This is a genomic window from Yersinia kristensenii, assembly GCF_900460525.1.
GTDB lineage: Bacteria > Pseudomonadota > Gammaproteobacteria > Enterobacterales > Enterobacteriaceae > Yersinia > Yersinia kristensenii.
In genome coordinates this window covers 296326-319775 of the sequence record NZ_UHIY01000001.1, presented here as the reverse complement: position 1 = coordinate 319775, position 23450 = coordinate 296326, and the positions used below count along the sequence as shown (strand labels likewise).

Genomic DNA, 23450 nt, shown 5'->3' with positions numbered 1-23450 from the left:
GCTTTTAATTAATTCCCAATTTCTCCTTTAGGGATTTTAAGTAACGGCGGCTCACGGGGATATGTTTACCACTGCGGGTGATCACTTCGGCAGAACCGTTATCCATCAGTTGGATTTCGCCTAACTGCTCGGTATTGACCATATATTGTCGATGACAGCGGACAAAGGGGGTTTTCTCTTCTAACGTTTTGAGTGATAGCTGGGTATAGCCAGATTGTACGGTTCCTATAACATGCACCCCACTGAGCTCAGAACTGAGATATTCGACTTCCTCAATTTTCAGTAAAAAAATGCGATTGTGGCCAGAGCAGGGAATATGGCGCAACATCGGTTCTGTTATTTTGTGTAAATTATTGTTTACACCAAGACCTCTTCTTAAGCGAACTAGCGTTTTCGCTAACCGTTGATGATCGAGAGGCTTTAGCAGATAGTCAAAGGCATGTTCTTCAAAAGCACGGATAGCATATTCATCATAAGCCGTGACAAACACGATGTGCGGCATATTTTCTGGATTCAGCATTGAGGCTAATTCCAGGCCATTAATTCTTGGCATTTGGATGTCGAGAAATATCACATCGGGTTGTAGGCGCTGGATTGCGGGGATGGCTTCCAGTGCGTTGCTGCATTCGGCGACGATCTCAATATCATGTTCTTCAGTTAATCTTTCGCGTAAATCTTCACGCGCAGGTTGTTCATCGTCGACGATGATGACTCTTAACATACAGCCTCCAAAAATTTTCCGCATTTTATCATGACCTCAGAGGGAGGTTAGGGCCATCTGTTGAAACTGCGACTCACCGCAAAACTCAGACCTAAAAGTACCTGTAAATTTAGTGGTAATTATTTATTTACACATATGGATTGAAAACTTTACACACCATGGTATTGTGGTGCTCTCAAACGACAAACACGCCCAACGACATCCGCTAAACAGAGATAGGTAAAGAATATGATCATGCAAAAAGATGCGCTCAATAATGTCCATATCAGTGCCGAACAAGTATTGATAACGCCGGAAGAACTGAAAAATCAGTTTCCATTGAGCCAAAATGATCAGTATGCGATTGAAGCTGCCCGCAAAACCATTGCTGATATTATTCAGGGTCGTGACTCACGCCTATTAGTCGTGTGTGGCCCATGTTCTATCCATGATGTAGATGCTGCTCTGGAGTATGCGCGTCGTTTGAAAACTCTTTCTGCAGAATTGAGTGATAGCTTATATATCGTTATGCGTGTCTATTTTGAAAAGCCGAGAACCACTGTCGGTTGGAAAGGGTTGATTAATGACCCAGCAATGGATGGCTCTTTCGATGTGGAAAGAGGTTTACATATTGCTCGTCAATTATTGCTGGATTTAGTGGGCATGGGCTTGCCTCTGGCAACCGAAGCTTTGGATCCGAATAGCCCGCAATACTTAGGCGACCTATTTAGCTGGTCAGCTATTGGCGCACGTACCACTGAATCACAAACTCACCGTGAAATGGCTTCCGGTTTGTCGATGCCGGTTGGGTTTAAAAACGGTACTGATGGTAGTTTAGGTACGGCAATCAATGCCATGCGCGCTGCTGCTATGCCGCACCGCTTCATGGGAATTAATCAGTCGGGCCAGGTTTGCTTATTGCAAACTCAGGGGAATCCGCACGGTCATGTGATTTTACGTGGCGGTAAAACCCCTAATTACAGTGCGCAAGATGTCGCGCAGTGTGAAAAACAGATGCAGGATGCGGGACTCGTTCCATCCTTAATGATAGATTGCAGCCATGGTAATTCGAATAAAGACTACCGTCGTCAGACTGCGGTCGCTGAATCTGTGGTTGAACAGATCAAGGCTGGCAATCGTTCTATCACTGGTGTGATGCTGGAAAGTAACATCCATGAGGGTAATCAATCATCTGAGCAACCACGTGCCGATATGCGCTACGGTGTTTCAGTGACAGATGCCTGTATTGATTGGGAAAGTACCGAAACCCTGTTACGTGGCATGCACCAGGAATTACGTTCAGCGCTGGCGGCACGGACTGCAGAGGAAAAGTAAGTATGGTGGCTGAACTGACCGCTTTGCGCGATCAAATTGATGAAGTTGATAAAGCACTGTTGGACTTGTTGGCGAAGCGCTTACATTTGGTGGCAGAAGTAGGTGAAGTTAAAAGCCGTTATGGTTTACCTATTTATGTTCCGGATCGTGAGGCTGCGATGTTAGCCTCACGCCGACAGGAAGCCGAGGCTTTAGGTGTCCCGCCTGATTTGATTGAAGATGTATTGCGTCGGGTTATGCGAGAGTCTTATACCAGCGAGAATGACAAAGGGTTTAAGACACTGTGCCCTCAGTTACGCCCGGTGGTTATCATCGGCGGTGACGGGCAGATGGGGCGGTTATTCAGCCGAATGCTCACTTTGTCTGGTTATCAGGTAAAAACGCTAGAACAAGAGGACTGGCCGCAGGCTGAATCTATTCTGGCGGATGCCGGGATGGTAATTGTCAGTGTACCCATCCATATCACTGAAGAAGTGATAGCCCGCTTGCCGAAATTACCGCCAGATTGCATTTTGTTAGATCTCGCTTCCGTCAAAAATAAGCCGTTGCAAGCTATGCTCGCCGCCCATGAAGGGCCAGTTGTCGGCTTACATCCGATGTTTGGGCCAGATGTTGGCAGTTTGGCGAAACAAGTTGTGGTGTATTGCGATGGTCGTTCCCCACAAGCTTATCAGTGGCTACTTGAGCAGCTACAGGTATGGGGGGCAAGATTACATCGCATCAGTGCGGTTGAACATGATCAGAATATGGCGTTCATTCAAGCATTGCGCCATTTTGCAACCTTTGCCTATGGGTTACATTTAGCAGAGGAAAATGTGCAGCTTGAACAACTATTGGCGCTGTCTTCACCGATTTATCGTTTGGAACTGGCAATGGTGGGGCGGCTGTTCGCGCAAGATCCGCAGCTTTACGCCGACATTATTATGTCATCAGAAGATAATTTGGCGCTGATTAAACGCTATTACAAACGTTTTGGTGAGGCGATCACCTTGTTAGAACAAAGTGATAAACAAGCCTTTGTGAAAAGTTTTCAGAAAGTTGAGCATTGGTTTGGTGATTATGCAGAGCGCTTCTTGGTGGAGAGCCGTTCATTATTGCGTCAGGCGAATGACAGCCGCCAATAACAGTTATTTGTAATTTATCCGTTTTATCAAAGTCATCCCGACAGTGTCGGGGTGACTTTTTGCTATTAAGATTATAGAGAAAGAGGGTTAACTGGGATTGACCGGAACCACGTTTTCACTCGGATAACAGCCCAATACTTTTAATGACCGGGTAATGGGGGTCAGATCCGCCAGCGCTTTTTGCATAGATTCAGAACGCAAGTTGGCCTGCACATCGATATAAAACATTTCTTCCCACGGATTGCCATTTATTGGTCGTGATTCAAGCTTCGTCATGATGATCCCGTGATCTCTCAGCACCAGTAGCGCTTCCACCAATGCCCCAGATTGTTGACCTGTCGCCATAATTAAGGTGGTTTTTGCCGGGATCTGGTCAGAAACATCAATAGCTTTACGGGCAAGAATAATAAAGCGAGTGATGTTCTGCTGCTGATTCGCCAGATTGTGTTCCAACACCTGTAAATTATAAAGCGCGCCACCCGCTTCACTCCCTAGTGCCGCCGCATGCGGTGAGTTTAACTGCGCCACTTTCTCCATTGCAGCCGCTGTGCTTTCGCAATACTCGATTTTCCAATGTGGGAAACGGTTAATGAACTGGCTGCATTGCTGGAAAGGTTGTGGATGGCTGTAGACGTTTTTGATTTGGCTCAGGTCAGTTTCGCTGGCGATCAGTACGCAGTGGTCAATAGGATTGGTTATTTCCCCGACAATCGACAAACTGGTGTGTTGCAGCAAGTCATAGACGTCATTGATGGAACCTGAGCTGGTGTTCTCTATGGGTAATACCGCGTAATCCGCCTGGCCGGTTTCTACCTGAGTAAAGATATCCTGGAATTTTTGGCAACCACATTCAATCAATTGTTCAAAGTGGCGAGCAGCATATTGCCGTGCGGCTAAATGTGAGTAAGAACCTTTCGGGCCGAGGAAAGCGATACGGGCAGAGTGCTGGGCGGTCTGATTAAGCTGATGTTGTAACAGTGCCTGCTGAGTCAATACTGAATCTTCAATAATCAGTTGGAACAAGCGGGTGATATAAAATCCATCCAGGTCATAAGGTTTGGCGGCGGTGATAAGTGCATCCAGCAAATCACGCTCACGTTCTTTATCGCGAATCGGGCGATGATGGCGTTGTTTGGCTTTAGCCACATCCACCGCTAATTCACGCCGCTCTGCCAGCAACGCCAGCAGTTTTAAGTCTAGTGCGCTGATGCGCTCACGTAGCACCAGTAATGGGTTATCGGTCATAGGGATTTGCCTTATTATTTTTTCTGAATGTTTTTCGCATAAAAAAAGCCCCCCGATTTGGGAGGCTTTGTTGTTCGTCTTCGCATTATTTATCACACGACGAAACGCCTCCCAATCAGGGGAAGGTAAAAAAGAATGCGAAGAAAAACACTTTATTGATCATCGTTGCTGGTTACCTGTTGTTGATGCTGACGGAAATAACATGTTATAGCCAAAACAAACATAACCGCCAGTCTGAATTGCTGTCAATAAAAAACGCGCCCGAAAGCGCGTTAGATCCGAAATGAGATGGATTGTCCCGGCTATTGCTCCTGCTCGGACTCTTCTTCGGCATCTGCTGAATCTGCTGACTCCAGATTCGCCTCTTTAACACTGCTTGCTGCGCGACGAGCTTCACCTTTGTGTTGAACTTTATTTAATTGGCGTTCTAGTTTGGTGATGAGTTCATTAATTGCAGCATACATATCATCATGTTTGGCACTGGCAACCAAGGGCCCCATCGGGGTACTGATAGTTGCATCAGCAACGAATCCTTGCGGATCTTTTGACAGTACAATATGTGGGTTTATCAGCTGGGCCTGCCATTTATCCAGTTTGGTGAGACGGTCTTCAACATGCTTGCGAATTGCTGGGGTGATATCCATTTGCTTACTGGTAATGTTGACTGTCATATGACTTACCTCTCTGTCTGCTCCGTCTTGGATAACTTCAGCATACCTCTCTTTTTCACAAAATGTATGATCGAGATCACTTATTTTTGTCACTTTTTGCAAAGGTCATGGGAACTGTGATTTAACGTCAGGAATAGGTGCTGAGAGCTTGAATCATTGATTAGAATGCCGCATTATCGATAAGTTATATCGTCTGGATATAGATATCAGATGCATCATTTTTGCGGTTTAGACAGGCTCCCAGCGCGATAGTCTAACAACATGAATCGCCTCAGTTTGTGGCAATAAAGACAGAATTAAAAACGGCAGCCTGAGCTGCCGTTTGTTATTTTATCGTTCCAGACTTATTTTTCGTTACAAACGGTATTAAGCTGGGTTCGCCGCAATTATCTTGGCAACTTTGTCTGCCTCGGCATTGAGTTGCAATTGTTTGTAAGCATTTTCCATCAACGGCAGCGCATCGCGAGTGGCTTGAGTATCAGGATAATCTCTTAGCATTTGTTCGACACGGTTAACTACCGCGACGTAAGCGCCTCGTTTAGTGTAATATTGCGCCACGGCCAGTTCATGCTTGGCCAGACGATTCTTCAGGAAGGTTAGGCGTTTTTGCGCGTCAGTTGCGTATTGGCTGTTCGGATAGCTTTGAATCAACTGATTAAAATCGCGGAATGCGGCTTTAGCATGTTGCGGATCGCGGTCTGAACGGTCAATCCCGAAGAAACCTTGCAATGCACTGTCATCCAGAGCCATGTCGGTCAAACCACGCATATATAACACGTAATCGATGTTAGGATGTGTTGGATTGAGGCGCATAAAGCGATCAATTGAGGCTTGCGCCAACGGCAGATCAGCAGATTTATAATACGCATAAATCAAATCAAGCTGAACTTGTTGGGAGTAAGGCCCGAAAGGATAGCGGTTATCTAACGCTTCTAGTTGCGTAATCGCTCCCTTAAAGTTACCGTCCTGCAGTTTTTGCTGAGCGGTAGCATAGAGCTCAGAAGGCGGGTTATCGGGAACCACGTCCTTGTTACTGGAGCAACCGGTCAGCACCAGGCTCAACGTGGCGGCAGCCACCAGATATTTCATACGCGTCATGACGTTTTGATTATCCTCGAAGTGTTATTCCGGGAGACTGTCCGTTAAGCTCCCGACAAAGATCTAGATACAATAGCACATTATATTAAACGGCATCGCCGTCAAAACCCAACGTTAACGAACAAGAAGCTGCATATGGCACAACAAGTACAACTCAGCGCAACGGTGGCCGAATCACAACTCGGTCAACGGTTAGATCAGGCTTTGGCCGAATTGTTCCCTGATTATTCAAGATCTCGCATAAAAGAATGGATCTTAGAAGATAGGGTCACCGTCGACGGTAAAACAATTAACAAACCTAAAGAAAAAGTGTTGGGTGGCGAGCTCGTCGCAATTGACGCGCAAATTGAGGAAGATGCCCGCTGGGCGCCTCAAGAAATCCCACTGGATATCGTCTATGAAGATAACGATATTCTGGTTATTAATAAACCCCGTGGTTTAGTCGTGCATCCTGGTGCTGGTAACCCGGATGGTACAGTTTTGAATGCATTACTCTATTATTATCCAGAAATCATGGATGTCCCACGGGCGGGTATCGTACATCGTCTGGATAAAGATACCACCGGCTTGATGGTAGTGGCGAAAACTGTTCCGGCTCAGACTCGATTGGTTGAAGCACTGCAAGCACGCGAAATTACCCGTGAATACGAAGCGGTGGCCATCGGCAATATGACGGCTGGTGGCAGAGTTGATGAGCCTATTTCTCGTCACTCTACCAAGCGGACACATATGGCGGTACACCCGATGGGCAAACCGGCGACAACGCACTACCGGATTATGGAGCACTTCCGTGCTCATACTCGCCTGCGTCTGCGTTTAGAAACGGGCCGTACGCACCAGATCCGTGTGCATATGTCCCATATCAACCATCCGTTGGTAGGGGATCAGCTTTATGGTGGTCGCCCGCGCCCACCACGCGGCGCATCAGACTCCTTTATCGCTATTCTGCGTGGTTTTGACCGCCAGGCGCTGCATGCAACTATGCTGCGTTTGTATCACCCTATCAGTGGCATTCAAATGGAATGGCATGCGGCATTACCAGAAGATATGGTTGAGCTGATTAATGCGCTGAAAGCGGATACCGAAGAATTCAAAGATCAGATGGATTGGTAATGAACAAGCTGATACTTCCCGATTGGCCAGTGCCTGCTGGCGTTAAAGCATGTAGCACGACTCGTCATGGTGGTATCAGCGAATTCCCTTATGATTCATTAAATCTTGGCACCCATGTTGGGGATGTTGCCGCGAGTGTGACTGCAAACCGCCAATGTTTAGTGGAACAAGCGGGTTTACCACAAATGCCGGTCTGGTTAGAACAGGTACACGGCACTCGTGTCCTGCATCTGGATGGTAAGGCTATTTCTGATGTTCAGGCTGATGCGGTCTACAGCCGTATTGCTGGGCAAGTTTGTGCGGTAATGACCGCAGATTGCTTGCCGGTACTATTTTGCTCATTGGCGGGTGATGAAGTGGCTGCTGCCCATGCGGGGTGGCGTGGCCTTTGTGCCGGTGTTCTGGAACAAACGCTCACTCAGTTCAATGCCAATCCTTCCTCTATTATTGCCTGGTTAGGCCCGGCTATTGGCCCGCAGCAGTTCGAAGTGGGCGAAGAAGTAAAACAGGCCTTTCTCCAGGTCGACGCACAATCCGCTGCTGCATTCACACCTTCCGGCTCTAAATATCTCGCCGACATCTATTTATTAGCCAAATTGCGGTTGCAAGCCGCAGGTATTCACGCCATTTATGGTGGTGATCACTGTACCGTGACTGAAAAACAACATTTTTTCTCTTATCGGCGCGATGGAATTACCGGACGTATGGCAAGTTTAATCTGGCTGATATAACCTATTGAATTAGGACGATCCGCTGACGCATAACGTTTTACTTTAAATATAGTGTCGAAATAACCTTGAAAATTTGAGGGATGACCTCATCTAATCTCCAGTAGCAATTTTGACCAATATTGGAGGTGTTATGCGTCTGGATCGTCTTACTAGCAAATTCCAGCTAGCCCTCGCCGATGCCCAATCTTTAGCGCTTGGGCGCGACAACCAATTTATTGAACCGTTACATTTGATGAGCGCATTGCTCAATCAGGATGGGGGGACGGTTCGCCCATTGTTGACCTCAGCGGGGATTAATGTCGCTAATTTGCGCAGCGACATTGATCAAGCATTAGGTCGTCTTCCACAAGTTGAAGGGACTGGCGGTGATGTTCAACCATCAAACGAGCTGGTTCGTGTATTGAATCTCTGTGACAAATTAGCGCAAAAACGTGCAGATAAATTTATCTCGTCAGAACTGTTTGTGCTGGCGGTACTTGAAGACCGCGGCACCTTAACTGACATGTTAAAAGCTGCTGGTGCAACAAAAGATAAAATAAATAAGGCAATTGAAGATATGCGTGGTGGTGACAAAGTTGATGACCAAGGTGCTGAAGACCAGCGCCAGGCATTGAAAAAATTCACTATCGACCTGACTGAGCGTGCGGAGCAAGGCAAGCTCGACCCGGTTATTGGCCGTGACGAAGAAATTCGCCGCACTATTCAGGTATTACAACGCCGGACCAAAAATAATCCGGTGTTAATTGGCGAGCCTGGTGTCGGTAAAACAGCCATTGTTGAAGGTCTGGCACAACGAATCGTCAACGGCGAAGTGCCGGAAGGCCTGAAACATAAACGTGTACTTTCATTAGATATGGGTGCACTGATTGCGGGTGCGAAGTATCGCGGTGAGTTTGAAGAGCGCTTGAAAGGCGTGTTGAATGATTTATCAAAACAAGAAGGTAGTGTGATCTTGTTCATTGATGAATTGCATACCATGGTCGGCGCAGGTAAAGGCGACGGGGCGATGGATGCCGGCAACATGCTAAAACCTGCATTAGCACGCGGTGAATTACATTGCGTGGGTGCAACAACACTCGATGAGTACCGTCAATATATAGAGAAGGATGCGGCACTAGAGCGGCGTTTCCAAAAAGTGTATGTGGCGGAGCCGACTGTTGAAGACACTATCGCCATTTTGCGTGGGCTGAAAGAGCGTTATGAACTGCATCATCATGTGCAGATAACTGACCCGGCAATTGTGGCTGCGGCAACGCTGTCGCACCGCTATATTTCGGATCGTCAGCTACCGGATAAAGCTATCGACCTTATTGACGAGGCCGGTTCCAGCATCCGTATGCAGATGGATTCAAAACCAGAATCATTGGATCGGCTGGAACGCCGGATTATCCAATTGAAACTGGAACAGCAGGCGCTGAAGAAAGAGTCTGATGACGCCAGTAAAAAACGTCTCGAAATGCTCAACACTGAGTTAGAGCAGAAAGAACGTGAATATTCTGAGCTGGAGGAAGAGTGGAAAGCGGAAAAAGCGGCCCTCACCGGTACTCAGAATATTAAAACTGAACTGGAACAAGCCAAAATTACCTTAGAGCAGGCTCGCCGTGTGGGTGACTTGGCTCAGATGTCAGAACTTCAGTACGGTAAAATTCCTGAGCTGGAAAAACAGCTGGCGGCGGCAACGGCGCTTGAAGGGAAAACGATGAAGTTGCTGCGTAACCGGGTCACTGAAGCAGAGATTGCAGAAGTGCTGGCGCGCTGGACGGGTATCCCAGTCTCTCGCATGCTGGAAAGCGAACGCGATAAGCTGCTGCGCATGGAGGAAGATCTGCATAAGCGCGTGATTGGACAGGATGAAGCGGTTGAAGCTGTTTCCAATGCTATCCGTCGTAGCCGTGCTGGGTTGTCAGATCCGAACCGCCCGATTGGTTCCTTCTTATTCTTAGGGCCAACAGGGGTTGGTAAAACCGAACTGTGTAAAGCGCTGGCAATGTTCTTGTTCGACAGTGACGATGCTATGGTGCGCATTGATATGTCTGAGTTTATGGAGAAACATTCTGTATCTCGGTTGGTTGGTGCGCCTCCAGGCTATGTAGGCTATGAAGAAGGTGGGTATTTGACGGAAGCTGTACGCCGTCGTCCTTATTCTGTCATTCTGCTGGATGAAGTGGAAAAAGCACATCCGGATGTCTTCAACATACTGTTACAGGTGTTGGATGACGGACGCTTGACTGACGGGCAGGGCAGAACGGTCGACTTCCGTAATACAGTGGTCATCATGACCTCGAACCTCGGTTCAGATTTGATTCAGGAACGTTTCGGTGAAAGAAGTTATACCGAAATGAAGGAAATGGTGATGGAAGTTGTCACTCATCACTTCCGCCCTGAATTTATCAACCGTATAGATGAGGTTGTTGTCTTCCATCCGTTGGGTCGCGCACATCTGGCTTCTATTGCCAGCATCCAACTGGCGCGTTTGTACAAACGTCTGGAAGAACGTGGCTATCAGGTCACCATTACTCAGCCTGCGTTGGAGTTCTTGGGTGAAACTGGGTTTGACCCTGTTTATGGGGCACGGCCATTGAAACGTGCTATTCAGCAGGAAATCGAGAATCCATTGGCACAACAGATACTTTCCGGCAAATTAATACCGGGAGTTCCAGTGACTCTGGATGTAGAAAATGGACATATCATTGCTAAGCAGTAATTGTTAATGCTTATGGGGGCGAGAAATCGCCCCCTTTTTGTTGGTTTTTCCGCCGGATCCGGTGTTTTTGCCGCATTAATGAGCGGTTGAAAAGTTTTTTCAAATTAGGGGTTGCAGGCTGTCAGGAACTCCCTATAATGCGCATCCATCGACACGGCGCTGTGAGCAACTTCACAGAGTGGCCGGGGAGAACAGAGAAAATTTAACTGATTAAGTGGTTGACTCTGTAGCGGGAAAGCGTATTATCTGCCTCCCGCGTTACCGTAAGATTCGCCGAAAGGCAAACGGGTAACGAACGCTCTTTAACAATTTATCAGACAATCTGTGTGGGCACTCGCAAGACGATATCGAAGCCTGTTTCGGCAGGCAGAAGAAATATCAAAGTCTTGAAGAGTGACCAAAGCAGTACACATTTGAACTTCGGTTCGAATGCTTATTTGCAGAAAGTAATCTTTGAGCATCGCTATGTTAACTCATAGCAAATCAAACAAATCTTAAATTGAAGAGTTTGATCATGGCTCAGATTGAACGCTGGCGGCAGGCCTAACACATGCAAGTCGAGCGGCAGCGGGAAGTAGTTTACTACTTTGCCGGCGAGCGGCGGACGGGTGAGTAATGTCTGGGAAACTGCCTGATGGAGGGGGATAACTACTGGAAACGGTAGCTAATACCGCATGACCTCGCAAGAGCAAAGTGGGGGACCTTCGGGCCTCACGCCATCGGATGTGCCCAGATGGGATTAGCTAGTAGGTGGGGTAATGGCTCACCTAGGCGACGATCCCTAGCTGGTCTGAGAGGATGACCAGCCACACTGGAACTGAGACACGGTCCAGACTCCTACGGGAGGCAGCAGTGGGGAATATTGCACAATGGGCGCAAGCCTGATGCAGCCATGCCGCGTGTGTGAAGAAGGCCTTCGGGTTGTAAAGCACTTTCAGCGAGGAGGAAGGGTTCAGTGTTAATAGCACTGAGCATTGACGTTACTCGCAGAAGAAGCACCGGCTAACTCCGTGCCAGCAGCCGCGGTAATACGGAGGGTGCAAGCGTTAATCGGAATTACTGGGCGTAAAGCGCACGCAGGCGGTTTGTTAAGTCAGATGTGAAATCCCCGCGCTTAACGTGGGAACTGCATTTGAAACTGGCAAGCTAGAGTCTTGTAGAGGGGGGTAGAATTCCAGGTGTAGCGGTGAAATGCGTAGAGATCTGGAGGAATACCGGTGGCGAAGGCGGCCCCCTGGACAAAGACTGACGCTCAGGTGCGAAAGCGTGGGGAGCAAACAGGATTAGATACCCTGGTAGTCCACGCTGTAAACGATGTCGACTTGGAGGTTGTGCCCTTGAGGCGTGGCTTCCGGAGCTAACGCGTTAAGTCGACCGCCTGGGGAGTACGGCCGCAAGGTTAAAACTCAAATGAATTGACGGGGGCCCGCACAAGCGGTGGAGCATGTGGTTTAATTCGATGCAACGCGAAGAACCTTACCTACTCTTGACATCCACAGAACTTAGCAGAGATGCTTCGGTGCCTTCGGGAACTGTGAGACAGGTGCTGCATGGCTGTCGTCAGCTCGTGTTGTGAAATGTTGGGTTAAGTCCCGCAACGAGCGCAACCCTTATCCTTTGTTGCCAGCACGTAATGGTGGGAACTCAAGGGAGACTGCCGGTGACAAACCGGAGGAAGGTGGGGATGACGTCAAGTCATCATGGCCCTTACGAGTAGGGCTACACACGTGCTACAATGGCAGATACAAAGTGAAGCGAACTCGCGAGAGCAAGCGGACCACATAAAGTCTGTCGTAGTCCGGATTGGAGTCTGCAACTCGACTCCATGAAGTCGGAATCGCTAGTAATCGTAGATCAGAATGCTACGGTGAATACGTTCCCGGGCCTTGTACACACCGCCCGTCACACCATGGGAGTGGGTTGCAAAAGAAGTAGGTAGCTTAACCTTCGGGAGGGCGCTTACCACTTTGTGATTCATGACTGGGGTGAAGTCGTAACAAGGTAACCGTAGGGGAACCTGCGGTTGGATCACCTCCTTACCTAACGATACGCATTGCGCAGTGTCCACACAGATTGTCTGATGAATGTAAATGAGCAAGAGCACCTGTTGATGAGGGTGATGACTTGTGTTGTAAAACCTCGATATTGAGATTTCACTGCATCAGTCGTTCGAATGTGTCACCACATTCTCACCTTTACACAAAAATACTGAATCTGTGATTTAGTAGAAATTTTTGTGTCCCCATCGTCTAGAGGCCTAGGACACTGCCCTTTCACGGCTGTAACAGGGGTTCGAATCCCCTTGGGGACGCCATTCCGATAATGTGTGAAAGACATTATCACCTGAATATCTTAAAGATGACTTTAACGAGTCGTGTTTAAGATATTGCTCTTTAACAATCTGGAACAAGCTGAAAATTGAAACAATACAGCTGAAACTTATCTCTCCGTAGATGTACTGAGGTAAGGATTAACCTGTATTAGAGTCTCTCAAATAATCGCAATGCCAATGTGTTTATCATTGTTGCAGTGTGAGCGAGAAGATACTCAGCAAGGCGTACAGCGCACAGCAACCGGAGTGAACGCTATGTTCATGAGGATTGCGCGCACTGCACAACAACGCAGAGTGTGTTCGTAGCCACACCAATAAAGAAGAAACACCTTCGGGTTGTGAGGTTAAGCGACTAAGCGTACACGGTGGATGCCTAGGCAGTCAGAGGCGATGAAGGGCGTGCTAATCTGCGAAAAGCGTCGGTAAGGTGATATGAACCGTTATAACCGACGATACCCGAATGGGGAAACCCAGTGCAATTCGTTGCACTATTGCATGGTGAATACATAGCCATGCAAGGCGAACCGGGGGAACTGAAACATCTAAGTACCCCGAGGAAAAGAAATCAACCGAGATTCCCCCAGTAGCGGCGAGCGAACGGGGAGGAGCCCAGAGTCTGAATCAGTTTGTGTGTTAGTGGAAGCGTCTGGAAAGTCGCAGGGTACAGGGTGATACTCCCGTACACAAAAACACACTTGCTGTGAACTCGATGAGTAGGGCGGGACACGTGACATCCTGTCTGAATATGGGGGGACCATCCTCCAAGGCTAAATACTCCTGACTGACCGATAGTGAACCAGTACCGTGAGGGAAAGGCGAAAAGAACCCCGGCGAGGGGAGTGAAATAGAACCTGAAACCGTGTACGTACAAGCAGTGGGAGCACCTTCGTGGTGTGACTGCGTACCTTTTGTATAATGGGTCAGCGACTTATATTTTGTAGCAAGGTTAACCGAATAGGGGAGCCGTAGGGAAACCGAGTCTTAACTGGGCGTCTAGTTGCAAGGTATAGACCCGAAACCCGGTGATCTAGCCATGGGCAGGTTGAAGGTTGGGTAACACTAACTGGAGGACCGAACCGACTAATGTTGAAAAATTAGCGGATGACTTGTGGCTGGGGGTGAAAGGCCAATCAAACCGGGAGATAGCTGGTTCTCCCCGAAAGCTATTTAGGTAGCGCCTCGTGAACTCATCTTCGGGGGTAGAGCACTGTTTCGGCTAGGGGGCCATCCCGGCTTACCAAACCGATGCAAACTCCGAATACCGAAGAATGTTATCACGGGAGACACACGGCGGGTGCTAACGTCCGTCGTGAAGAGGGAAACAACCCAGACCGCCAGCTAAGGTCCCAAAGTCATGGTTAAGTGGGAAACGATGTGGGAAGGCATAGACAGCCAGGATGTTGGCTTAGAAGCAGCCATCATTTAAAGAAAGCGTAATAGCTCACTGGTCGAGTCGGCCTGCGCGGAAGATGTAACGGGGCTAAACCATGCACCGAAGCTGCGGCAGCGACGCTTAGGCGTTGTTGGGTAGGGGAGCGTTCTGTAAGCCGTTGAAGGTGACCTGTGAGGGTTGCTGGAGGTATCAGAAGTGCGAATGCTGACATAAGTAACGATAATGCGGGTGAAAAACCCGCACGCCGGAAGACCAAGGGTTCCTGTCCAACGTTAATCGGGGCAGGGTGAGTCGACCCCTAAGGCGAGGCTGAAAAGCGTAGTCGATGGGAAACAGGTTAATATTCCTGTACTTGGTGTTACTGCGAAGGGGGGACGGAGAAGGCTAGGCTAGCCGGGCGACGGTTGTCCCGGTTTAAGCATGTAGGCGGAGTGACTTGGTAAATCCGGTTGCTTATCAACGCTGAGGTGTGATGACGAGTCACTACGGTGATGAAGTAGTTGATGCCAAGCTTCCAGGAAAAGCCTCTAAGCATCAGGTAACATTAAATCGTACCCCAAACCGACACAGGTGGTCAGGTAGAGAATACTCAGGCGCTTGAGAGAACTCGGGTGAAGGAACTAGGCAAAATGGTGCCGTAACTTCGGGAGAAGGCACGCTGGCATTAGGTAAAGGGACTTGCTCCCGGCGCCGAAGCCAGTCGCAGATACCAGCTGGCTGCAACTGTTTAATAAAAACACAGCACTGTGCAAACACGAAAGTGGACGTATACGGTGTGACGCCTGCCCGGTGCTGGAAGGTTAATTGATGGGGTCAGCCGCAAGGCGAAGCTCTTGATCGAAGCCCCAGTAAACGGCGGCCGTAACTATAACGGTCCTAAGGTAGCGAAATTCCTTGTCGGGTAAGTTCCGACCTGCACGAATGGCGTAATGATGGCCAGGCTGTCTCCACCCGAGACTCAGTGAAATTGAACTCGCTGTGAAGATGCAGTGTACCCGCGGCAAGACGGAAAGACCCCGTGAACCTTTACTATAGCTTGACACTGAACATTGAGCCTTGATGTGTAGGATAGGTGGGAGGCATTGAAGTGTGGACGCCAGTCTGCATGGAGCCAACCTTGAAATACCACCCTTTAATGTTTGATGTTCTAACTCGGCCCCGTAATCCGGGGTGAGGACAGTGTCTGGTGGGTAGTTTGACTGGGGCGGTCTCCTCCCAAAGAGTAACGGAGGAGCACGAAGGTTAGCTAATCACGGTCGGACATCGTGAGGTTAGTGCAAAGGCATAAGCTAGCTTGACTGCGAGAGTGACGGCTCGAGCAGGTACGAAAGTAGGTCTTAGTGATCCGGTGGTTCTGAATGGAAGGGCCATCGCTCAACGGATAAAAGGTACTCCGGGGATAACAGGCTGATACCGCCCAAGAGTTCATATCGACGGCGGTGTTTGGCACCTCGATGTCGGCTCATCACATCCTGGGGCTGAAGTAGGTCCCAAGGGTATGGCTGTTCGCCATTTAAAGTGGTACGCGAGCTGGGTTTAGAACGTCGTGAGACAGTTCGGTCCCTATCTGCCGTGGGCGTTGGAAGATTGAGAGGGGCTGCTCCTAGTACGAGAGGACCGGAGTGGACGAATCACTGGTGTTCGGGTTGTCATGCCAATGGCATTGCCCGGTAGCTAAATTCGGAAGAGATAACCGCTGAAAGCATCTAAGCGGGAAACTTGCCTCGAGATGAGTCTTCCCTGGGGCTTTAAGCCCCCTGAAGGAACGTTAAAGACTATGACGTTGATAGGCTGGGTGTGTAAGTGCAGCGATGCATTGAGCTAACCAGTACTAATGATCCGTGAGGCTTAACCTTACAACACCGAAGGTGTTTTGTATTTGAGAGATTGATTGATATTTTCAGCGAAGTTCCGAGATTGGGCTGACTGGCGAGGTAGAGATACTGAGCGGGTTAGTTTAGACAGAATTTGCCTGGCGGCCATAGCGCGGTGGACCCACCTGACTCCATGCCGAACTCAGAAGTGAAACGCCGTAGCGCCGATGGTAGTGTGGGGTCTCCCCATGCGAGAGTAGGACACTGCCAGGCATCAAACACGAGTTATCAGAATGACATCTGGTAACTGACAAAATCGCCATGAGCGGTTTTGCACAGCGCGGAGCGCTGGCCCTGTTTAGGGTAAGTATCGGGAAGATACACGTAAAAGAATCGGTGGAGCGGTAGTTCAGTTGGTTAGAATACCTGCCTGTCACGCAGGGGGTCGCGGGTTCGAGCCCCGTCCGTTCCGCCACTTATTGCAAAACCCCTGAATCAATGATTCAGGGGTTTTTTGCATTGTTAGATTTTTATTTTTGAAATAGTCGATATTTTCTTCCTTTCTCCCTCGATTTCCTATTACTTAGCATCATCCTCTTATCCTAGCCACTAAATATCCCACTCATGCACTGGTCACATAACTCCGTTTGACCGAATACCTTTAGCTTATTGATTGTAATATTTGATTTATAATCAAAAGTATTATGCCTAATGCCCCATTTTTTGTTGGTAAAACTCTTGTCATAATTAATTCAGTTTTTTATTAGACCTATGATTTACGACTAAATGAAAATTCTTAATTACATTTCAAGACAAACTTACTATCAAAAATAAGGAATTATAATGAGTGTACCTGCATTCGGGCTTGGAACTTTTCGTCTTCAAGATCAAGTTGTTATTGATTCAGTTAGCCAAGCATTGAAATTGGGCTATCGTGCTATCGATACAGCACAAATATATGAAAATGAAGCCGCCGTTGGTCAAGCTATCGCAGAAAGTGGTGTGAAACGTGATGAGTTATTCATCACAACCAAGATTTGGATTGCGAATTTAGCGCCAGGGAAATTAATTCCGAGCCTACAAGAGAGTTTGCAGAAACTGAAAACTGATTATGTAGATTTGACATTAATTCACTGGCCGTCACCAAATGACGAAGTCTCTGTTGCTGAGTTTATGGCCGATCTAATGAAAGCCAAAGAGTTGGGATTAACTCGCCAGATTGGCATCTCTAACTTCACCATTGATTTAATGCAACAGGCTATAGCGGCAGTGGGGGCAGAGGAAATCGCAACCAACCAAATTGAATTATCCCCATTATTGCAAAACAGCAAGGTTGTAGAGTTCGCTCAGGCAAATGGCATTGCAATTACTTCTTATATGACATTGGCTTATGGCAAGGCATTAGAAGAGCCGGTCATTAAGATAATTGCTGAGCAGCACGGCGCCACACCTGCACAGGTCATTTTAAGCTGGGCATTGCAATTGGGCTACAGCGTTATTCCTTCATCAACTAAAGTGGCTAATTTAGCCAGCAATCTGTTAGCTCGTGATTTACGCCTAAGCGCAGAAGATATGGCGCTAATTGCTACGTTAGATCGCGAAGAGCGCTTGGTCAGCCCTGATGGTCTCGCACCAAAGTGGGACTAAACACTTCCAGTAATAGATTAAGCCACCTCATATGAGGTGGCTTTTATTGTGTAGGGTTAGGCGTTCATTGATAAAATCAATAAAGCAGCGCAGCCGATTACTGACTTCCTGGTCACTGTAATACACGGCATTAATTGGCATTGCGACTGGCAAAGTGTGCTCTTGGAGTATCGGTATCAAATCCCCACGTTGTAGATCTTGCTGGATCATAAAATCTGATAGACAGGCAATACCATTCCCCTCAAGACACAAGCGGCGCTGCGTTTCCCCATTATTTGATGTCAAATCTGAATTAATTTCATAAAGTTGCCCATCAGCTCCAGCTAAAGGCCAGCGATTTAATGCGGGTAAGTCATTAAACCCTAAGCATAAATGATGCTGCAAATCTGCGGTTGTCTGTGGGGTACCATTCTGCTTCAAGTATGCCGGTGAGGCTAGAATATGGCGATAACTTGTCATGAGTTTTTTGGCTCGCAAAGTTGAGTCCTGTAAACTCCCCACCCTGATAGCAATATCCACTTTTCGCTCAATAAGATTGATAAATGTCTCAGACGAAACCAGCGATAAAGTCACCAACGGGTAGCGCTGACGAAACTCAGCCATCAATGGCGCGATAATATGCAGTACCACTGGAGTAGAGGCATCGATACGAAGTAATCCTTTAGGATTCAATTGATTATCAAGAATTTCATTCTCTGCTGTTGCCATTTCCCGCAAGATATTTTGTACCCGCCGAAAATAATTCTCACCTTCTTGAGTCAGGCTGATTTGCCGAGTAGTACGATTGAGTAAAGTGACACCCAGCTTATTCTCCAGCTTTTTTATTGTTCGACTTACTACCGAATTTGCTTGTTCAAGCTGTTCTGCCGCACGGCTGAAGCTGCCACATTCCACCACTGTTACAAAGGTAATCAGTTCATCTGAGTTTGCTTTCATTATTGCCACTCCAGCAAAAATATTTTGATATTTTGAGCATTTTTGTCATTTAAACATGGGCTCATAATGGCTGTCATCAAATTGACTTATTTTTCATTAACTATTTTCTGGAGTTGATATGCCACTCGCTTTACTGGCACTGGCCATCAGTGCATTTGCTATTGGTACCACAGAGTTTGTTATTGTTGGACTGGTGCCGACGATCGCCGAGCAACTACAGGTTTCTGTCCCTTCCGCCGGTTTATTAGTCTCAATTTACGCATTGGGGGTGGCTATTGGTGCTCCGGTGCTGACTGCATTAACAGGGCGGATTCCTCGTAAAATGCTATTGATTGGACTTATGGTTTTGTTCACGTTAGGTAACTTATTAGCGTGGCAATCACCAGGTTATGAATCACTGGTTGTTGCTCGTTTATTAACCGGCTTGGCCCACGGGGTATTTTTCTCAATAGGCTCAACTATTGCAACCAGCCTGGTACCCAAAGAGAAAGCCGCCTCGGCTATCGCTATTATGTTTGGTGGCTTGACTGTGGCACTGGTGACAGGGGTTCCGTTAGGGACATTTATTGGGCAGCATTTTGGCTGGCGTGAAACCTTTCTTGCAGTATCACTTATTGGGATTCTTGCCATTATTGCCAGTGCTATTTTGGTGCCAAATAATATTCCTAATAAAGCTTCAGCTACGATAAAACAACAGTTTCAGGTACTTACTCACCCACGTTTATTGTTGATTTATGCTATTACGGCATTAGGATACGGTGGTTTCTTTACCATGTTTACTTTCCTTGCTCCCGTCATGCAAGAGTTGGCGGGCTTCTCGGCTGCTGCCGTGAGTTGGATTTTATTGGCATACGGTGTGTCAGTCGCGATTGGTAATATCTGGGGGGGCAAACTGGCTGATCGCTATGGCGCAGTGCCTGCTTTGAGCTTTATTTTTACTGCATTGGCTGGTCTGTTATTTGTTTTCCAGTTCAGTACCAGTCACAGTATTGCGGCACTAATTACCTTGCTAGTTATGGGGATTTTTGCTTTCGGTAATGTCCCTGGTTTACAGGTTTATGTGGTGCAAAAGGCGGAAGAATATACACCACATGCGGTTGATGTTGCCTCTGGTTTGAATATTGCTGCGTTTAACGTAGGTATTGCATTAGGGTCAGTTCTTGGGGGGCAAGCGGTTACTCGCGTTGGTTTAGCGCAGACGCCATGGATTGGTGGGATCATCATCATCGCTGCATTATTATTGGTGAGACTCAGTGGTAAGCTTGATAAAAAATACTCGCGTGAGGTTGTTACAAGCTAGGTTTTACTTCCAGCCCGCATGGCGGGCTTTTTTATTAATAGAAGTCTTATTAGTGCGTTATGAATAACATAGATTGAATCTATCCTTGAGTCTCCCTATATCAAAAAGACAATATGGGTAAAAGACATTACTGACCGGAACATCTGAGCGTATAATCAGTGAACTATGCACTGAGGTTATCTTACAAGCCAGAGTGATTTCGAATAAGGAATAGGCCATTAAAGTGCCGAAACGAACATATGCAATGCGGTATGTTGCAGGTCAACCGGTTGAACAGATTTTCCCTGGCTCTACTAAACAATTGGGGCAAGGGTTACCGCCAGGCGCACCATTGCCGACCACGGAATTTCTACGTGTGATGGTGTGGAATATCTTTAAGCAACAGCGGGCTGAGTGGCTATCTGTGCTTAAAGAATTCGGGCGTGATGCGCAATTGATGTTACTGCAAGAAGCACAAACAACACCCGAGCTGGTGAGATATGCTACGTCCCACTATCAGGCGGCTGACCAGGTTCCTGCCTTTGCGCTACCTCAGCACCCCTCAGGGGTGATGACGTTAGCGGCTACTCACCCAGTCTACTGTTGCCCATTGCGAGAACGAGAGCCGCTGTTGCGTTTGTCTAAGTCGGCATTAGTCACAGTTTATCCCATTCATGATGGTCGGTTATTGATGGTCGTGAATATTCATGCCGTGAATTTCAGTCTTGGCGTCGATGTATACAGTAAACAGTTAGAGCCTATTGGTGAGCAAATTGCTATGCACCGCGGCCCAGTGATTTTGGCCGGGGATTTTAATGCATGGAGCCGCCAGCGGGTTAATGCTTTGCAGCGCTTTGCACAAGGCTCTGGTCTGGAAGAAGTTGAATTTACTACCGATAACCGTAGCCGCGCTTTTGGTAAGCCCCTCGATTTCGTGTTTTACCGTGGCCTTACGCTGGCAAATGCCTCGGTATTAGTGACGAGAGCCTCTGACCACAATCCACTTTTGGTTGAGTTCCAGCCATAAAAAAAGCACCCCGAAGGGTGCTTTTTAACAGCTTTACTAGCGATTCTGACTTTATGCGTCCGGGGTTGATTTGCCGTTAACGAACAGCGTCAATTTCAAACCTGGCAGCAATTTATTAGCTTTGCTGACTACCGAATTCCATCGCATCACATCGTCGGTGTTTACACCGTGACGCTTGGCAATACTGGCAAAAGAATCACCTTTACGAACTTGATAGGTGATGCTGTTGCTGCTTGTTGTATTGCTTGCCAGTTGCAGGGTTTGCCCAACTTTTAAGGTGCTCTTGGCACGTAAGTTGTTCCAACTCTGCAAATCGCTGGTCTTGATATTCAACCGCTTGGCAATCGTAGATAAGGTGTCGCCGGGGCGAACTTTATACTGCGAGTTTGATGCTGATTTTGCGCTGTTCTGTGCCAACTTGGTTGGCTGAATTGCAGCAATATCAGTATCTGCCAATGAATCTTTAAGCTGCTCAGCATGGGATTTCGGCAACATAATATAACGAGGACCGTGTCCAGCTGGTGCCGTTACATTGCGCTTATACCCAGAATTAAAGGATTTCAACTTTGTCAGTGACATCCCCGCCATCTCAGCCGCCTGAGTTAGCTCTATCTGCTGACCAACATCAACCCGCGCTAATGCACGATCTTTGTCGGTGTCAGGCAAGTTTATACCGTACTTTTTGCTGTTCTTGATTAAATCACCCAAGGCCAGCATTTTTGGAACATAAATTGACGTTTCACGAGGAAGCGACAATGCCCAAAAATTCGTCGGTTTACCCTTTGCCTTATTTGCTTTCACCGCTTGCATGACTCTGCCTTCACCGCTGTTATACGCAGCGACTGTTAACAACCAGTCACCGTCAAACATCTTGTTCAGGCGCTCCATCATATCAAGCGCTGCTTTGGTAGAGGCCACTACATCTCTGCGGCCGTCATACCATTGGTTTTGTTTCAAGCCATAATTTCGACCGGTACTTGGCACTATCTGCCACAGCCCTGCGGCGTTGGCGGATGATGTCGCGTGTGGGTCAAAAGCGCTCTCCACTATGGGTAGCAGTACCAGCTCCATCGGCATCTTACGTTTCTTAATTTGCTCGACTATCAGGTACATGTACGGCTCTGCCCGTAATGTTACATCGTGGAGATAGCTCTTATTTTTTAAGTATTTTTGCTTCTGTTCACGGATCCGAGAATTTTCCGGAACCTTCATCTTCAGCTCGTCGCTAATGAAGTTCCACAAATCTTGCTGCGCGAGGCCACTTTCACTATCCAGCCATCGCGCGCTACCCTCTCGGGCGCTATTTGTGTACTCTCCTGCTTCACTTTCTTGACCTGCCGAAGACAAACTCTGTGCATGCTGTACAGGAGCCTGAACGCCCGTCTTGGACGTCTGGCACCCAACAAGCAAGACTGAGGCGAGAAATATCGCTTTGGTCTTCATGTGTGTGTCAATGTAGTTGCTTAAAAGACGAGCAATCATACTTTGCTTCGATAAAAAACACAACTAAAAGCTCAGAAGCGGTCTTTCTGTGCACGTAATTCGGAAAAAACTGAGACAAGTGAGTCTGGTGGTGACATTACGCCTATTTTTCTTTGTAAATCAATGTCATTACAGCGTAAAAAAACATTAATTTTCCTCTCAATTTGCAATTTTACGGGTAAGCTAGGCAGGTGTTTTGCCCGTAATTGCATGATTTCCTGCTGATATGTGGCAATGTCTTGATCTGAAGGCAGAATAAAACGGGCAAACTTAAGATTTGCGAGAGTATATTCATGCGCGCTGCAAATTAAGGTTTCGTCGGGGAGTTGCGCGAGCTGTTGAATAGACGCGTACATTTGTGCTGGAGTGCCTTCAAATAGCCTGCCACAGCCCGCGGAAAATAGCGTGTCACCACAGAAAAGATAAGGCTCGCTGTAGTATGCGATATGCCCAAGTGTGTGGCCAGGAACGGCAATAATTTGGTAGTTTTGGCCGTTAATGGTCAGGTTATCACCCCCATTTACAATAATTGTTGCCCCTTTATTCGCGGTTTCTTGTGGTCCATAGACCGGAATGTCAGGGTAGTGGCGACGTAAATCCGCTACCCCACCCACGTGATCGTGATGGTGATGGGTCAATAAGATGGCCTGAGGAAGGTACTGGCCTTGGCTCAGAGCCGCCAGCACGGGGGCTGATTCTCCAGGGTCCACAATGACACAGTGTTTTTGTTCGTCGGCCAATAACCAAATGTAATTGTCTTGAAATGCCGGAATGCTGATAAGATTCATTAGATACCTCTTTTATTGGCAACAGTTTGAA

The 23450-nt window shown here is 47.6% G+C and carries 15 protein-coding genes, 2 tRNA genes, 3 rRNA genes and 1 other annotated feature; of the genes, 13 read left to right on the top strand and 7 right to left on the bottom strand.

Annotated elements, in window-relative coordinates; translation table 11 throughout:
* Nucleotides 1–4: 4 nt before the first annotated feature.
* The gene (gene btsR, locus DX162_RS01555; RefSeq protein WP_004393431.1) at nucleotides 5–721 is read right to left on the bottom strand and encodes a two-component system response regulator BtsR; all 717 of its coding nucleotides are present in this window, start codon (nucleotides 719–721) and stop codon (nucleotides 5–7) included.
* Nucleotides 722–955: 234 nt separating this feature from the next.
* On the opposite strand from btsR, the gene DX162_RS01550 reads away from it, so the two are divergent.
* Nucleotides 956–2035 (top strand): 3-deoxy-7-phosphoheptulonate synthase, encoded by a 1080-nt coding sequence (locus DX162_RS01550; protein WP_032821204.1) that lies wholly within the window; start codon nucleotides 956–958, stop codon nucleotides 2033–2035.
* Nucleotides 2036–2037: 2 nt separating this feature from the next.
* A complete protein-coding gene (tyrA, locus tag DX162_RS01545; protein ID WP_004393433.1) occupies nucleotides 2038–3159 on the top strand; it encodes a bifunctional chorismate mutase/prephenate dehydrogenase in 1122 nt (373 codons plus the stop codon).
* An 87-nt stretch (nucleotides 3160–3246) separates the two neighbouring features.
* Here tyrA and pheA read toward each other — a convergent pair whose 3' ends face one another.
* From pheA to bamD, 3 genes are all read right to left on the bottom strand, one after another.
* On the bottom strand, nucleotides 3247–4404 hold the full coding sequence (gene pheA / locus DX162_RS01540) for a bifunctional chorismate mutase/prephenate dehydratase (protein ID WP_004393434.1): 1158 nt from the start codon (nucleotides 4402–4404) through the stop codon (nucleotides 3247–3249).
* 38 nt (nucleotides 4405–4442) lie between these two features.
* Nucleotides 4443–4568, bottom strand: a sequence feature (Phe leader region).
* A gap of 138 nt (nucleotides 4569–4706) precedes the next feature.
* A complete protein-coding gene (gene raiA / locus DX162_RS01530) occupies nucleotides 4707–5075 on the bottom strand; it encodes a ribosome-associated translation inhibitor RaiA (protein ID WP_004393436.1) in 369 nt (122 codons plus the stop codon).
* 366 nt (nucleotides 5076–5441) lie between these two features.
* Nucleotides 5442–6173 (bottom strand): outer membrane protein assembly factor BamD, encoded by a 732-nt coding sequence (gene bamD / locus DX162_RS01525; protein WP_032821201.1) that lies wholly within the window; start codon nucleotides 6171–6173, stop codon nucleotides 5442–5444.
* Nucleotides 6174–6308: 135 nt separating this feature from the next.
* On the opposite strand from bamD, the gene rluD reads away from it, so the two are divergent.
* The 9 genes from rluD to dkgB all read left to right on the top strand — a co-directional run bounded on the left by rluD (nucleotide 6309) and on the right by dkgB (nucleotide 17907).
* Nucleotides 6309–7286, top strand: coding sequence for a 23S rRNA pseudouridine(1911/1915/1917) synthase RluD (rluD, locus tag DX162_RS01515; protein WP_004393439.1), 978 nt, complete (start codon nucleotides 6309–6311; stop codon nucleotides 7284–7286).
* Nucleotides 7286–8017 carry a purine nucleoside phosphorylase YfiH gene (gene yfiH / locus DX162_RS01510; RefSeq protein WP_032821202.1) on the top strand — a complete coding sequence of 244 codons (732 nt, stop codon included), beginning with the start codon at nucleotides 7286–7288 and terminating at the stop codon, nucleotides 8015–8017. The genes rluD and yfiH overlap by 1 nt, the downstream gene beginning before the upstream one ends.
* Before the next feature lie 130 nt (nucleotides 8018–8147).
* Nucleotides 8148–10721 (top strand): ATP-dependent chaperone ClpB, encoded by a 2574-nt coding sequence (clpB, locus tag DX162_RS01505; protein ID WP_004393440.1) that lies wholly within the window; start codon nucleotides 8148–8150, stop codon nucleotides 10719–10721.
* A gap of 496 nt (nucleotides 10722–11217) precedes the next feature.
* Nucleotides 11218–12760, top strand: a 16S ribosomal RNA gene (locus tag DX162_RS01495).
* A gap of 199 nt (nucleotides 12761–12959) precedes the next feature.
* Nucleotides 12960–13035, top strand: a tRNA-Glu gene (locus DX162_RS01490).
* Between the two features lie 360 nt (nucleotides 13036–13395).
* Nucleotides 13396–16302, top strand: a 23S ribosomal RNA gene (locus tag DX162_RS01485).
* Nucleotides 16303–16417: 115 nt separating this feature from the next.
* Nucleotides 16418–16533 (top strand): 5S ribosomal RNA (gene rrf, locus DX162_RS01480).
* Together the 16S, 23S and 5S rRNA genes with 2 tRNA genes alongside form the textbook arrangement of a ribosomal RNA operon.
* 125 nt (nucleotides 16534–16658) lie before the next feature.
* Nucleotides 16659–16735: transfer RNA gene (locus DX162_RS01475), tRNA-Asp, on the top strand.
* 368 nt (nucleotides 16736–17103) lie between these two features.
* The gene (gene dkgB / locus DX162_RS01470) at nucleotides 17104–17907 is read left to right on the top strand and encodes a 2,5-didehydrogluconate reductase DkgB (protein WP_004390352.1); all 804 of its coding nucleotides are present in this window, start codon (nucleotides 17104–17106) and stop codon (nucleotides 17905–17907) included.
* Nucleotides 17908–17934: 27 nt separating this feature from the next.
* On the opposite strand, the gene yafC is transcribed toward dkgB, so the two are convergent.
* The gene (yafC, locus tag DX162_RS01465; RefSeq protein ID WP_032819769.1) at nucleotides 17935–18843 is read right to left on the bottom strand and encodes a DNA-binding transcriptional regulator YafC; all 909 of its coding nucleotides are present in this window, start codon (nucleotides 18841–18843) and stop codon (nucleotides 17935–17937) included.
* Between the two features lie 118 nt (nucleotides 18844–18961).
* On the opposite strand from yafC, the gene DX162_RS01460 reads away from it, so the two are divergent.
* The gene (locus tag DX162_RS01460; RefSeq protein WP_004390354.1) at nucleotides 18962–20143 is read left to right on the top strand and encodes an MFS transporter; all 1182 of its coding nucleotides are present in this window, start codon (nucleotides 18962–18964) and stop codon (nucleotides 20141–20143) included.
* A gap of 223 nt (nucleotides 20144–20366) precedes the next feature.
* Entirely contained in the window at nucleotides 20367–21149 is a 783-nt protein-coding gene (locus DX162_RS01455) for an endonuclease/exonuclease/phosphatase family protein (protein ID WP_071777601.1), read from the top strand.
* Between the two features lie 51 nt (nucleotides 21150–21200).
* On the opposite strand, the gene mltD is transcribed toward DX162_RS01455, so the two are convergent.
* Together mltD and gloB are read right to left on the bottom strand one after the other, a co-directional pair.
* The gene (gene mltD, locus DX162_RS01450; RefSeq protein WP_032819833.1) at nucleotides 21201–22592 is read right to left on the bottom strand and encodes a murein transglycosylase D; all 1392 of its coding nucleotides are present in this window, start codon (nucleotides 22590–22592) and stop codon (nucleotides 21201–21203) included.
* A 71-nt stretch (nucleotides 22593–22663) separates the two neighbouring features.
* Entirely contained in the window at nucleotides 22664–23419 is a 756-nt protein-coding gene (gene gloB, locus DX162_RS01445; RefSeq protein WP_004390357.1) for a hydroxyacylglutathione hydrolase, read from the bottom strand.
* Nucleotides 23420–23450 lie beyond the last annotated feature (31 nt).

Excerpts from the sequence above, each read along its gene's own strand:
- yfiH (WP_032821202.1), top strand. The coding sequence starts at position 7,286 with ATGAACAAGCTGATACTTCCCGATTGGCCAGTGCCTGCTGGCGTTAAA.
- mltD (WP_032819833.1), bottom strand. The coding sequence starts at position 22,592 with ATGAAGACCAAAGCGATATTTCTCGCCTCAGTCTTGCTTGTTGGGTGC.
- DX162_RS01460 (WP_004390354.1), top strand. The coding sequence starts at position 18,962 with ATGCCACTCGCTTTACTGGCACTGGCCATCAGTGCATTTGCTATTGGT.
- clpB (WP_004393440.1), top strand. The coding sequence starts at position 8,148 with ATGCGTCTGGATCGTCTTACTAGCAAATTCCAGCTAGCCCTCGCCGAT.
- bamD (WP_032821201.1), bottom strand. The coding sequence starts at position 6,173 with ATGACGCGTATGAAATATCTGGTGGCTGCCGCCACGTTGAGCCTGGTG.
- raiA (WP_004393436.1), bottom strand. The coding sequence starts at position 5,075 with ATGACAGTCAACATTACCAGTAAGCAAATGGATATCACCCCAGCAATT.
- yafC (WP_032819769.1), bottom strand. The coding sequence starts at position 18,843 with ATGAAAGCAAACTCAGATGAACTGATTACCTTTGTAACAGTGGTGGAA.
- dkgB (WP_004390352.1), top strand. The coding sequence starts at position 17,104 with ATGAGTGTACCTGCATTCGGGCTTGGAACTTTTCGTCTTCAAGATCAA.
- btsR (WP_004393431.1), bottom strand. The coding sequence starts at position 721 with ATGTTAAGAGTCATCATCGTCGACGATGAACAACCTGCGCGTGAAGAT.
- pheA (WP_004393434.1), bottom strand. The coding sequence starts at position 4,404 with ATGACCGATAACCCATTACTGGTGCTACGTGAGCGCATCAGCGCACTA.
- DX162_RS01550 (WP_032821204.1), top strand. The coding sequence starts at position 956 with ATGCAAAAAGATGCGCTCAATAATGTCCATATCAGTGCCGAACAAGTA.
- rluD (WP_004393439.1), top strand. The coding sequence starts at position 6,309 with ATGGCACAACAAGTACAACTCAGCGCAACGGTGGCCGAATCACAACTC.
- gloB (WP_004390357.1), bottom strand. The coding sequence starts at position 23,419 with ATGAATCTTATCAGCATTCCGGCATTTCAAGACAATTACATTTGGTTA.
- tyrA (WP_004393433.1), top strand. The coding sequence starts at position 2,038 with ATGGTGGCTGAACTGACCGCTTTGCGCGATCAAATTGATGAAGTTGAT.